Below are 12,466 nucleotides of genomic sequence, written 5' to 3'. Positions count from 1 at the left end.
CCCTGGCCCCCGCCGCCGAACCGGGCCCGCCGCCCGAACTCCAGCAGCGCGTTCTCCAGGGGCGTCGCCCGCAGTTTGCCCGCTGTCTCCCTGGCCAGCTCCCACTCAGCCTGCGCGGAGGCCCGGTCACCGGCCGCGAGCAGCGCCTCGGACAGCCGCCAGCGGGCCCGCGCCACCTCGTACACGAAGCCGAAGTCGAACGCGGACACCACCTTCCGCCACAGCTCCACGTCGTGGCGGCCGTGGACGCGGTGCCACTCCGCCTCGGCCCGCAGCGCCCACGCGAGCCCTTCCGGCCCCAGATGCCCGGGCTCGCCGGTGGGGCCGCGCTCGACCGCGAAGCGGACACGCTCCAGCAGGTCGTCGGCGCCCTCGGTGGTGCCGAGCTCGGCCATCGCCCACAACCCGACGGCGGCCGTCCGCAACAGGCCGGGGTCACCGGGAACCAGCGGCGCCATGGCCGCGCGTACGTGCTCCAGGGCCGCGGCCGGGTCGCCCTGCCACAGGGCGTGCTCAGCGGCCATCCCCCTCGACATGTAGACGGCCAGCTCCTCCGACCAGAACGGCCGCAGCCAGCTGAGCCGGCTCTCGACCGCGGGCAGGCCCCGCCCCACCTCGATGAAGAGCGAGAACGACGACAGAATCGCCTCGGAGAGGGTGCCGACCCGCACGGGGAAACTGCCGGCCATGGCCTCCGCCTCGTCCCACTCGCCCGCCACGTAATGGATCATGAACCGCAGGAAGCGGAGGTCGGTGCCGTAGGTGCTCCACTTGAGCCCGGTGTCGAAGGCCATGTGGATGCCTTCGTCGGCCATCTCGGCGGCAGCGCCGAGCAGCCCCTGCTCGTAGTGGATGCGAGCGTGCTGGAAGCGGGCCCGGAGGTCCATGGCCAGATCTCCGGTGTTGCCCGCGGAGGCGAGCTCGAACAACTCGTGGGCCCTGGTCACGTCGCCCCGGTGCTCGACGTAGGAGGCCAGCGTGATCAGCGCGCCGACCTCGGCGTCCTTGGCCCCGGCCGCGCGGGCCGTCTCCAGCGCCCTGGTGGCGAGGGCCTCCACCTCCCGGTGGCGGGAGCTCCAGAGCAGGGTGCGCGTCTGCGTGGCCAGGGCGCGGGCGAGCGCGGCCTGGTCCTCGGCGCTCTGCACCGCGTGCTCGGCCGCCGCGCCGGCGCCCGGCTGGTCGTCGGTCTCGTACAGGTAGTAGGCCAGGCGCTCGCTGACCTCGGACGTCTGCGGCAGGGCGCGCAACTGCACGACCGCCCGGTGGTTGTCGCCGCTGTCGGCGGCCATCACGGCGCTGCGGAACGCCAGCGCGAGCCGGCTCTCCCCGGCCAGCTCGGCCGCGCCTTCCACCCGCTCCCACAGGCTCAGCGCCTGGTCGTAGTGGCTGTGCGCCTCGGCGGGAGCACCCAGCCGCTCGGCCAGCCGGCCCGCCTCGGCGGAGGCCGCCAGGGCGCCCGCCAGGTCGTGGCTCGCGAGGTGGTGGTGCGCCAGCTCGGCCGGTGACGTCAGCAGGCGGGCGAAGGCGGCGTGCAGCCGGGTGCGCTCGCCGGGCAGCAGGTCCGTGTAGACCGCTTCCTGCAACAACGCGTGGCGGAAGGTGTAGCCGAAGCCGTCGACCCTGAGCAGCCCGCGCGAGACGATCTCCCTGACCGCCTCCTCGAACTCGGCCAGCGGCAGCCCCGACACCTCCCGCAGCAGCTCGTCCTCCACCCGCCGCCCGGCCACGGCGGCGGCCCGCAGCACCTGCTGGCCGGACTCGGACAGGACCTCGACCCTGGTCATGAGCAGGCTGGCCAGCCCGTCGGGCAGGTTGTCGCCCTCCGCCACGGCCGCGAACAACTCCTCGGCGTAGAACGGATTGCCGTCGGCCCGCCCGATGATCTCCCCCAGCTCGCGGGCGTCGACCTCGCCCAGCGTGGTGACGTAGTCCGACAGGTCGCCCCGGCTGAGCGGCCCCAGCTCCACGCTCGTCACCGTCGGCAGACGCTTGAGCTCGGCCAGCACGGACCGCAGCGGATGGCGGCGGTGAATGTCGTCGGTGCGATAGGTGCCCACGACGCAGACCTGCTCGGTCTGCACCATGCGGCTGAGGAAGACCAGCAGGTCGCGGGTGGAGCGGTCGGCCCAGTGCAGGTCCTCGATCACGAACAGCACCGGCTGGACGTCGGCCAGCAGCCCGAGCAGCGAGCCGAACAGCCGCTGCTGGGTGAGCCCGGTCGAGGGCGCGCTCTCCGTGCCGGGCAGCAGCTGGCCCAGCATGGGATGGGCGGCGGCGGCCTCGCGCACGGCCGGCTCGGCGCCGCGCAGGGCGTCGGCCAGCGGCAGGTAGGGCAGCGCGTCGCCCAGCTCGGCGCACTGGCCGACCAGGACGTGGACGCCGCGCTCTCGGGCCTGCTCGACCAGCTCGGCGACCAGCCGGGTCTTGCCGATGCCCGCGTCCCCGCAGAGGAGCGCCACGCCGGCCGTGCCCTCGGTGGCGGACTGGAGCACCCGCACGAGTCTGGCCAGCTCAGCTGAGCGCCCGACGAGAAGACCGTTCACGCCAGCAACTATGCCACGCCGCACCGACAGCCGATTGGTCCAGGAAAATGGCCTGGCATTGGCCCTCATGGCGATACCAAAGCCGCCCTAAGCTACTGTTTCGTGATCTCTCCGACAACCTTCGTCTTCTTCGTCAGCGCCTCGCTCGCCTTGGTGCTCATCCCCGGCCCCAACCACCTCTACATCACCGCCAGAGGGCTCGCTCAGGGCCGCGCCGCGGGACTGGCCAGCGCGTTCGGCGTGGAGATGGGCACGCTCGTGCACATCGCCGCCGCAGCGGCGGGCCTGTCGTACCTGATCTCGCAGTCGGCCACGTTGTTCGCCCTCGTCAAGTGGGCCGGTGTCGCCTACCTGGTCTATCTGGGGATCCGCGCGTTCACCGGCGAACACGAGGAGGGCCGTACGCCGCCCCCGGAGCCGCTGCGCAAGGTCTTTCTCGAAGGCGTGCTGGTCAACGTGCTGAACCCCAAGGTGGCGCTGTTCTTCCTGGCGTTCCTGCCGCAGTTCGTGGACCCCGGTGCCGGCTCCCCCGCACTGCAGGTGCTGGTGTTCGGCCTGACGCTGCTGCTTGTGGGCCTGCTCGCGGACATCGTGTACGCGTGCACGGCCGGCGCCCTCGGCACCCGCCTCGCCAAGCGGACCAGGACCCTGCGGTACGTCAGCGGCGTCGTCTACCTCGGCCTGGGCGTGGCCACGGCGTTCACCGGGAGAAAATGACCCGTATGGCGCCGAGGAAGCAGCAGGAGATCTTCGATGCGACGTTGCGGCTGGTCGCGGAGAAGGGCTACGACGGGCTGACCGTGGAGGGGGTCGCCGAGTGCTCGGGCGTCAACAAGACGACGATCTACCGGTGGTGGCCGTCGAAGGCCGCGCTGCTGGGGGCGGCGCTGATCGAGGCGGACGTGCTCGGATTCGACCCGCCGGACACGGGCAGCCTGCGCGGTGACCTGGTGTCGCTGGTCGAGGCGGTCACACGGCTCCTCACCGAGCGTCCGTCCGGCGACATCGCCGTCGCCGCGCTCGCCGCCGCCGTCCGCCATCCGGAGCTGGACGCCCACCGGTTCTTCGCCGACCGGTTCGCGCGGGAACGGGAGATCTTCGAACGTGCGGTACGGCGGGGCGAGCTCAAGGAGTCGGCCGACCCGATGCTGATCGTCGACATGCTGGCGGGGGCCGTGTGGATGCGCGCGGTGTTCCGCGGCCTGCGGGTGACGGACGATTTCGCCGACGCGGCGGTGGCGGCACTGCTCGACGGCATCTGAGTCAGTAGATGAGCTCGTACGAGTCGGACCGCACCCTCCTCGTACGCGCCCAGTACTCGAACGTGAAGCCCGGCCAGATCGTCCGGTTCACTCCATGCTCGTCCAGATACCAGGAATGGCAGCCGCCCGCGTTCCAGACCAGCGGGTCGAGCCGCGCGCGCAGCCGCCGGTTGAACGCCCGCTGCGCCTCCGGGCGGACGTCGAGGGCCCTCGCCTGGGTCCTGGAGAGCAGGCGCAGGCATTCGACGACGTAGCGCACCTGCGATTCGATCATGAACACGACCGAGTTGTGCCCGAGGCCGGTGTTCGGGCCGAGCAGGAAGAACAGGTTCGGGAAACCGCTCGTGGCGATGCCGTAGTAGGCCTCGACGCCGTCCTTCCAGGCGTCCTGGATCGTCAGCCCGCCCCGGCCGATGACGCTCTGGCCGGCGAGCGCGTCCACCACCTTGAAGCCGGTGCCGTAGACGATCACATCCGCCTCGTGCTCGACGCCTGCGGCGTCCACGATCGAGCGCTCCCGGATCTCGGCGATGCCGTCGGTGACCAGAGTGACGTCGTCCCTGGTCAGGGCCGGGTAGTAGTCGCTGGAGATCAGGACGCGCTTGCAGCCGATCAGGTAGCCGGGGGTGAGGGCGCGGCGCAGCTCAGGGTCGGGGACCTGTGCCTCCAGGTGCCTGAGCGCCAGTCTCTCGTGGGGCTTCATCAGGCGTGGGTGCACCGCGAAGCCCAGCGCCCTGGTCTCCAGCGCCCAGTAGAGGGCGTTGCGGAGGGTCCTGGTCGCGCCGGGCAGGCGGAGGAGGCGGCGTGCGGTGGGCGAGAAGGCGAAGTCGGGCTTGGGGATGAGCCACGGGGGCGTGCGCTGGAAGACGGTGACGTGGGCGGCGCCCGGGGCGATCTGGGGGACGAACTGGACGGCGGAGGCGCCGGTGCCGATGACGGCGACACGTTTCCCGGTCAGATCCACCGAGTGGTCCCATTCGGCGGAGTGGAAGGCGGGGCCAACGAACGACTCGCGTCCCGAAATTTCGGGAAACTTTGGGATGTGGAGGGCGCCTTTGGCGGCGACCACCGCGTTCGTCCGCAGGGTCTCGCCGTCCTCGGTGGTGACCGACCAGGTGCGGCGCTCGTCGTCGTACTCGAGGGAGGAGACGTTCTTCCCGTACCGGATGTGCGGGGTCACGCCGTACTTGTCCGCACACGAGCGTAGGTAGGCCTGGATCTCCTGCCGCGGGGCGAACATCCGGGACCAACCGGGGTTGAGCTCGAACGAGAAGGAGTACATGTGCGACGGCACGTCGCACGCGCAGCCGGGATAGGTGTTGTCACGCCAGGTGCCGCCCGGCTCGGCGGCCTTCTCCAGGATGACGAAGTCGTGGTAGCCGGCTTCCTTCAGCTTGATGGCCATGCAGATCCCGGCGAAGCCGGAGCCGATGATCACTAACCCTGGGTCGCCCACGAGGACCTCCTATTGGACTCTTTGTCCAATGTAGGTCATATCAGAGAACCACGAAAACCCGCCACGGCGTCGTGGCGGGTCATCCCTGGTCTCGGGCCTACCTGAGGAGGAGGAAGGCGGCGACGCCGATGATCACGATTACCGCGACGACCGCGACGATGGGCAGCAGGGGCGACTTCTTGGGCTTCGCCGCGGCCTCCTGCTCGCGCGCGTGCGCGAACGCTCGGAAGGCCTGGGTGTTGCCCGCGGGGTCGATGTGCTGGTCAGACATGGCCAGCAGCCTAGCGTGATCAGCTGTGCCGTTTGTGCCGTTTGGCGGGATCTGTAGACATCCCCCTGATGAGCGGACCACCCCACCCGGCGGATAGCTTTGATGCATGCTCAGGACCCTCCTCTCACCCCGCGTCATGGGGTTGCACCTGCTCACGATCGGGGTCCTGATCGCGTTCATCGTCCTGGGGCGCTGGCAGCTCGGCGTTTTCCAAGATTCGGGAAAACCTCAGGCCGCCGCCGATCCCGGGCCCGTCGCGGTCGCCACGCTCGCCCCGGTGGGCGCGCAGATGAACGGCGAAGCCGTCGGCCGCAGGGTCACGGCGGAAGGCGTGTACGAGGCAGCCCGCCAGCTATTGGTGGCCGACCGGCGGGCCGATGTCGACGCCCCCGGCGGCAAGGCCTCCCACGAGGACGGCTACTGGGTGCTCACGCCGCTCAGGCTCGACGACGGCACGCTGATGCCGGTGGTGCGGGGCTGGGTGGCCAAGACCGACGATCCGGCGGTGTCCGCCGTGCCGCAGGGCAGGGTCGCGGTGGCCGGGCGGCTGCGGCCCCAGCAGGGCACCGACAGCGTGCAGCGGCGCGCCGACGGCCTGCCGGCCGGCCAGGTCCAGACGGTGTCCACGGGCGAGCTGGTGAACCTGTGGGCCGGCCAGAAGGTGCGCACGGGCTATGTGGTGGCGCAGCCGCCGTCCGGCTCGCTGACCCAGGTCAAGGTGGCGCCGCCGGTGGTCGGCGGGACGCTGACCTGGCGTAATCTGGCATATGCCGCCAACTGGTGGATCTTCGCGGGATTCGCCGTTTTCATGTGGTTCCATTTCGTCCGCGACGCCGTACGGGCGGATCGGGACCGCGCCAAGTCCCCTCAGATGGCTCTGGAAGGTTAAATCGTGGAATCGGCCCTGAAGCCCTTCCGGGTGCTCGCCTACGTGGTCGGCGTCATGCTGCTCGTGCTCTGCGTCGCCATGGTGCTGCGTTACGGCTTCGGCGACGCGACCATGTCGAAGATCACCGCACCGATCCACGGCGGGTTCTACATGATCTATCTGCTCACGGTCATGAATCTGGGCATGAAGGCACGCTGGACGTGGCCGTACATGCTCGGCGTCATGCTCGGCGGCACTGTGCCGTTCCTGTCGTTCTACGTCGAGCGCAGGGTGACCCAGCGCGTGCAGTCGGCGCTGGCCGCGGCGGAGGCCTGAGCGGCCTCCGCCGGCCGTGAGCTCAGCGGGCTCAGCCGGGCTCAGCGGCCGATGCCGCGCTTGCGGACCCTCTTGAGCCGCTCGCGCTGCGACGGGTCGAGCATGAAATAGCCGACCACCGGAGCGGCGACCACGCCGAGGACGACCAGCAAGGTGATCCATCCGGTTCCGAAGATGATCAACGAGAGCAGAACCGCGGCGCCCGCGCCAATGGCGTACTTCTGGACTGGCGACATAGTCAACTTCCTCCGAGCTTCTTTCGAGCACGGAGCGAACGCCCCGCCTCTTCCACATTCTGCGTCGTGGATCCAACGAGTGAGCCTATTGTCTTGGTTCCCACTCGCGATGTATCTCAATTACCCGCCACGGATCCCAGCTCCCGGCGCAGCTCGTCCAGCGACGGGCGGTCGGTGGGGTCGCCCGACAACAGCCTGAACAGGATCGGGGCAAGCGGTCCCGCCCGGCCGAGCGGCGCACCCGGCGCGGGCGGCGTGCCTTCGACGGCGGCGAAGAGCGTGGCCCCGAGCGACCACAGGTCGGCCGCCGGACTCTGGACGCCTTCCGGAGCTGTGTACGCGGGCAGGGTGCCTGAACGCAGCGACGGCAGCAGGGTCGCCCGGCCGTGCGCGTCGATGAGAACGTTCCCTGGCTGCACCCCGCCGTGGATGCCGCGCTGGAGCCGGTCCATGGCGGCCAGCCCGATCGCGGCCACCTCGGCGGGCGGCAGCGGCCCCAGCGACTCGATGAGCAGGTCGAGCGGCTGGTCGAGAGCCAGGCGTTCGAGCGTCTCGCGGATCACCTCCACCGGCGGCGGGCCCGTGGGGTGCAGCATCGCCCTGATCAGCGACCTGAGCGGGTCCGGGCCTTCGGCCGGTGACTGGCCCGGCGGCCGCCCCTCGAGCGCGAAGTGCAGGGTGGCGCCCAGGGACCACAGGTCGGCCGACGGCCACGTGCTGCGGCTCGGCAGCCCGAACCCGGTCAGCACCGCCCGGCCCGTCCTGGTGAGCAGCACGTTGCCGGGCTCGACGTGCCCGTGCACGATCGCCGCCGCGTGCGCGACCGTCAGCGCGGACAACGCGCCGACGCCGACCCTGGCCGCCTGCATGATGGGGAGTGGGCGGCGCGAGCGCACGGTCTGCTCCAGCGACGACCCCGCGACGAACTCCATGACCAGCCACGGCGTGCCGTCCTCGACCACCACGTCGAGCACGCGCACGATCGAGGCGTGCCGGAGCTCCATCGCCCGGCGCGCCCGGCGCAGCGCCGCATCATGCAGTTCGGCCGGGATCCGCAGTTGCCTGACCGCGACGTCCCGGTGCCCCGGCTCGTCGAAGGCCAGGCGCACGGAGCCCTCGCCCAAGGGGTTGAGCAGCCGGTATCTACCGGCCAGCTTCCTGCTGGTCTCTCCCATTTCGAGGTGCACGATAACCTCCGTCCGCACCCGTGGCCATCATGCCGGGCCGCCGGCCAGCCAGACCTCGTGCGCGTCGTGCAACCTGCGCCAGAGCTTCTCCTTCTCCGCGGCGCTCACGTCGTCCAACGGCAGCAGAAATATGTCCGCCAGCGCCGCGTAGTAGTCCTGTGCCGTGCTCAACGTGACCGAATTGGCGCCGGCACCGATGCGGGACAGGACGAGTCCGCGCAGGCTGTCCACACCCCACGCGTCCCGCCGCTGGATCGAGGCCACGCGGACGAAGCCGGACGTCGGCGACGTGCACAGGTGGTGGTGCATCTCCGCGAACGCCGACATGTCCGTCGGTGCCAGACCGAAATCCATTCCTTGGAACGAGCCACTCCGATCGTGGTCGAACCGCCATCCGCCGGGTGCGACCTCCGACGGGCGCAGGACGTACTCGAAGGGTCCCTGCCGATACGTGCCCGCGACCAGCGGCAGCGGCTCGTGCAACGCGTCGCCGAGCCCGAGGTCCACCAGCCACTCGCCGCCGGGATTGTCGTCGGACGGCAGGCCGCGCACGGTGAGCACCAGGTGGTTGGCGGTGATGCCGGGCTCGCCGCCCCGGTTCTGCACACCGCCGACGTGCCTGGTCATGTCGTAGCCGAGCGCCGTGGCCAGCGCGGAGAAGGCGCCGTTGAGGTGGAAGCAGTAGCCTCCTCGGCCACCGATGATGCGCTCGGCGGATTCGAGGGGATCAACGGTGGTGGGACGGCCCAGCCAGATCTCCAAGGCCTCGTACGAGACCTTCTCGATGTGCGCGATGTGCAGCGCACGCAGGTTCTCTGCGCTGACCGGGGCGTTGAGGAGGCTGGGCAGGCCGATGCGGCGAAGGTATCCGGCGGTGTTCACCAGCCAAGTCTGCACCGTATGTGCACGCTTAAGGAGGTGTCGTCTGCACAGGGCGCTTCTACTCTTTGTACGTGGCAGAGCAGCGACGCATCCTCGTGGTCGAGGACGATGAGACGATCGCGCTGGCCGTACGGAATCGGCTGGCCGCCGAGGGCTTCGACGTCCGAGTGGCCGGCGACGGGCAGGACGCCCTCATCCAGTACGGCAAGGCGGACCCCGACCTGGTGATCCTCGACCGGCTGTTGCCGGGGCTCGACGGGCTGGAGGTGTGCCGCCGCATGCAGGCCGCCAGGCCGGTGCCGGTGCTCATGCTGACCGCGCTCGGCGAGGAGACCGACGTGCTGGTCGGGCTCGGGGTGGGGGCCGACGACTACCTGGCCAAGCCGTTCAGCATGCGCGAGCTGGTGGCCCGGATCCACGCGCTGCTGCGCAGGGTGGAGCGGGCGGCCCAGCTCGCCGTCGAGGACACGGTGATCAGGGTGGGCGAGGTGGAGATCGACACCGCGGCCCGCCGGGTGTTCGTGCGCGGGATCGAGGCGCAGCTCACCAGGACCGAGTTCGACCTGCTGCGCCGCCTGGCCGAGCGGCCCGGGCAGGTCTTCGAGCGCGACCGGCTGCTGTCCGACGTGTGGGGCTTCTCCGAGGCCGCCGCGACCAGGACCGTGGACAGCCACGTCCGGGCGTTACGCCGCAAACTCGGCTCCGACGTGGTGCGGACCGTGCACGGCGTCGGCTACGCGCTGGTGCGCCAATGAGGCCGCTCGACTTCCTGGGCCGGATCAAGGTCAAGCTCGGCATCGTGATCGTGCTGGCCGTGGGGACGGCCTTCGTGGTGAACGAGGTCGGGATCAACTCCGGGTTCTCCCGCGAGGTACGCATCGCGGTCGCCGTCGTCCTGGCGTTGATCATGGTGCAGGTCCTGGCCATGGGGATGACCAAGCCACTGCGCCAGATGGCCAGCGCCGCGCAGACGATCGCCAAGGGCCGCTACGGGCTGCGCGTGCGTGCCACCTCGCGGGACGAGGTCGGTGAGCTGGCCAGGGCGTTCAACGCGATGGCAGCCGACCTCGGCGAGGTGGACCGGCAGCGCCGCGAGCTCGTCGCGAACGTCAGCCATGAGCTGCGCACCCCCATCACGGGTTTGCGTGCCGTACTGGAGAACGTCGTGGACGGCGTCTCCGCGCCCGACCCCGTCACCATGCGGACCGCGCTCGCCCAGACCGAGCGCCTCGGGCGGCTCGTGGCGCAACTGCTGGATCTGTCGCGGCTGGACTCGGGGGTGCGGCTCATCGAGCCCGAGGCCGTCGAGCTGGCGCCGCTGATCGACCAGGCGGCGCGCGAGGCCTCGCTGGCCCGCGAGGACGTCGTGATCCGGGCCGACGTGCCCGGCGAACTGGTGGTGCGGGCCGATCCCGACCTGCTCGCGCAGGTCCTGGCCAACCTCCTCGACAACGCCGTACGCCACAGCCCCCCGGACGGCGTGGTGACCGTGCGCGGGGCGGCCGAAGGGACCGGGGTGCGGATGATCGTCGCCGACCTGGGGCCGGGAATCCCGGTCACGGCCAGGGGGCGCGTCTTCGAACGCTTCTCCCGGCTGGACACCGGACGGGCGGTCGACTCCGGGGGCGCGGGGCTGGGGCTGGCCATCGTGAAGGAGATCGTCGAGCTGCACGGGGGTTCCATTCGCATCGACGATGGTGCGGGGTGCCGCATGATCGTCGACTTACCAGGGAGGACGACGATGGCTGACGCGCCGTTGGAGGCGGAGCCGCATGCGGCGAAGGAACCACGGCCGGGCCCGGTCGCCGTTCCCGGTGAGGAGAACGTCGTCACGGGGGCCGGCGCCTGGGCGCCGGGCCGTGTCCCAGCCGCGCCTGGCCCGGTGACCGCTGCTCCGGACGGGCCCGCCGTGACGGGCGCCGGCCCGGACGAGGTCGCGGTCGCCGGTGTCACGGCGGCTTCTCCCACCGAGGACGGCGCGATCGCGCGCCTGGCCGACAGCGGCACGGCGATCGCCGGACACGCTCCGCCTTCCGCGGACACCACCGGCGGCCCGCCCGCTGCGAACGCCATGATCACCCCGAACGCGGAAAGCACCACCAGCGGCGCACTCTACGCGCACACCGCCGAAGCCGTTGGAACCGCCGACGCCGTGAGCGCCGCGGACACCCTGAGCGCCGCCGGCACCCTGAGCGCCGCTGGCCTGAGCGCCGCCGACGCTGTGAGCGCTGGCATCACCGTCAACACCGATGGGGCCGCTAAGGCGGGTAGCGCGGCGAGCGGTGCGGGTGCCACGGCGGACGGCGGTGCCGTGCCTGCTAGGCCCATGGCCGCCAACGGCGAAGCGGCCGATGGCGCGGCAGCCGCGGGAAGCGCGGTAGCCGCGATAGCCGCGCTGGCCACAGGCGGCGCGGTAGCCGCGGCCGATGGTGCGGCAGCCGACAGAGGCACGATGGCCGCAGGCGGCGCGCCGGCTGCGGGAGCCGTGAGTGGGAGCGCCAACGCGGTCGAGGCCGGTCTTGTTGGGGCCGCCGCGATGGCGGTCGGCGCCACCGGTCCGGTCGGCGCAGGTCCGGTAGGCGCAGGTCCGGTAGGCGCGGGTCGGGTCGGCGGGGCTGGGCGTGGTGCGGTCGCGGGACCGGCGCCCGGCGCGCCGATCCCGCCGACTCCTGGCAGCGCGCTGGCCAAGATGATCGGCGGCGGCGTGGTCGGGGTGCTGATCGGCTTCCTGGTCGGCATGTTCGCCGCCGTCCTGGTCAGCGTGACCGTGGGGGACGCGATGGCCCTCGTCACGCTGGTTCTGTGCGTCGCGATCATAGGGGCGGTCGGCGCGGCCCTGGGCGCCGGCTCAGGACGCCGCGCTGCCGCCGCTGCCTACCAGTCGGCGTACCACACGGTGGCCCAGCCAGGGATCCAGGCGGGAGGCCGGTCGGCGGCGCAGGCCGGCGGCGAGGCCATGAGGCAGGCGGCTGGGCAGACAGCCGGGTCAGGTGCCGGGCAACCGGCGGGGCAGAGGGCGGTGCATGTGGGGCAAGCAGGCACGTACGCGGGCGATCCGCACCGGGGCCAGGCGACCGAGCCGTACCGGGGGCAGACGCCGCCGCCGTACGTGCCACCGCCGTTGTTCCCGAGGCCCGAGTTGCCCGAGCCGCCCCGATGGCTCTTGCCCGCCGCGGCAGGAGCAGGGGTGTTCGCGGCCGTGGCGTTGCCCGAAGCGCAGGTCGGGCTGGGGATCGTGCTGGTGTCCATGGTGCTGGGCGCGGCGGCGCTGCCGGCGGTCGCGCGGCGGATGACGCCGTGGACCGTCGCGTTCGGCCTGACGGCGTACTGGCTGATCGCCATGGCGGCGGTGCGTGACGCCGACTGGCTGGTGACGATCCTGCTCGTGGCGGGAGCCGGGCTGGGGGCGCTGGCCGTGTCGGGGG

The 12,466-nt window shown here is 71.4% G+C and carries 12 protein-coding genes; 6 read left to right on the top strand and 6 right to left on the bottom strand.

The genetic code is table 11. From position 1 onward, the window contains the following. A partial coding sequence (locus ETD86_RS47300; protein WP_246149352.1) for an ATP-binding protein occupies nt 1–2,543 on the bottom strand: 2,543 nt, incomplete at its 3' end. Nucleotides 2,544–2,645: 102 nt separating this feature from the next. Here ETD86_RS47300 and ETD86_RS47295 point away from each other — a divergent pair. Continuing rightward, the gene (locus ETD86_RS47295; protein ID WP_138673171.1) at nt 2,646–3,260 is read left to right on the top strand and encodes a LysE family translocator; all 615 of its coding nucleotides are present in this window, start codon (nt 2,646–2,648) and stop codon (nt 3,258–3,260) included. A 5-nt stretch (nt 3,261–3,265) separates the two neighbouring features. Then, nucleotides 3,266–3,805: a TetR/AcrR family transcriptional regulator gene (locus ETD86_RS47290; RefSeq protein WP_138673170.1), complete on the top strand. Its 540-nt coding sequence runs from the start codon at nt 3,266–3,268 to the stop codon at nt 3,803–3,805. A gap of 1 nt (nt 3,806) precedes the next feature. Here ETD86_RS47290 and ETD86_RS47285 read toward each other — a convergent pair whose 3' ends face one another. Together ETD86_RS47285 and ETD86_RS56155 are read right to left on the bottom strand one after the other, a co-directional pair. Then, a complete protein-coding gene (locus tag ETD86_RS47285) occupies nt 3,807–5,261 on the bottom strand; it encodes a flavin-containing monooxygenase (protein ID WP_138673169.1) in 1,455 nt (484 codons plus the stop codon). Between the two features lie 97 nt (nt 5,262–5,358). Further along, nucleotides 5,359–5,532 carry a hypothetical protein gene (locus tag ETD86_RS56155; RefSeq protein WP_170223662.1) on the bottom strand — a complete coding sequence of 58 codons (174 nt, stop codon included), beginning with the start codon at nt 5,530–5,532 and terminating at the stop codon, nt 5,359–5,361. A gap of 106 nt (nt 5,533–5,638) precedes the next feature. Between ETD86_RS56155 and ETD86_RS47280 the strand changes: the two genes are divergently transcribed. Then, nucleotides 5,639–6,421, top strand: coding sequence for an SURF1 family protein (locus ETD86_RS47280; protein ID WP_170223661.1), 783 nt, complete (start codon nt 5,639–5,641; stop codon nt 6,419–6,421). Nucleotides 6,422–6,424: 3 nt separating this feature from the next. Then, a complete protein-coding gene (locus ETD86_RS47275) occupies nt 6,425–6,736 on the top strand; it encodes a DUF3817 domain-containing protein (protein ID WP_138673168.1) in 312 nt (103 codons plus the stop codon). A 41-nt stretch (nt 6,737–6,777) separates the two neighbouring features. On the opposite strand, the gene ETD86_RS47270 is transcribed toward ETD86_RS47275, so the two are convergent. The 3 genes from ETD86_RS47270 to ETD86_RS47260 form a co-directional block, all read right to left on the bottom strand. Then, on the bottom strand, nt 6,778–6,972 hold the full coding sequence (locus ETD86_RS47270) for a hypothetical protein (RefSeq protein WP_138673167.1): 195 nt from the start codon (nt 6,970–6,972) through the stop codon (nt 6,778–6,780). 116 nt (nt 6,973–7,088) lie between these two features. Continuing rightward, on the bottom strand, nt 7,089–8,177 hold the full coding sequence (locus ETD86_RS47265; RefSeq protein WP_138673166.1) for a protein kinase domain-containing protein: 1,089 nt from the start codon (nt 8,175–8,177) through the stop codon (nt 7,089–7,091). 9 nt (nt 8,178–8,186) lie between these two features. Continuing rightward, nucleotides 8,187–9,041, bottom strand: coding sequence for an arylamine N-acetyltransferase family protein (locus tag ETD86_RS47260; RefSeq protein ID WP_138673165.1), 855 nt, complete (start codon nt 9,039–9,041; stop codon nt 8,187–8,189). Between the two features lie 71 nt (nt 9,042–9,112). On the opposite strand from ETD86_RS47260, the gene ETD86_RS47255 reads away from it, so the two are divergent. Continuing rightward, nucleotides 9,113–9,796 carry a response regulator transcription factor gene (locus tag ETD86_RS47255; protein ID WP_211370755.1) on the top strand — a complete coding sequence of 228 codons (684 nt, stop codon included), beginning with the start codon at nt 9,113–9,115 and terminating at the stop codon, nt 9,794–9,796. Further along, a partial coding sequence (locus ETD86_RS47250; protein ID WP_211370754.1) for a sensor histidine kinase occupies nt 9,793–12,466 on the top strand: 2,674 nt, incomplete at its 3' end. The genes ETD86_RS47255 and ETD86_RS47250, both read left to right, overlap by 4 nt.

This window comes from Nonomuraea turkmeniaca, from assembly GCF_005889735.1.
Classification (GTDB): Bacteria; Actinomycetota; Actinomycetes; order Streptosporangiales; family Streptosporangiaceae; genus Nonomuraea; species Nonomuraea turkmeniaca.
Note: the sequence above shows the minus strand (reverse complement) of the source record. Positions and strands in the feature narration are given on the sequence as shown.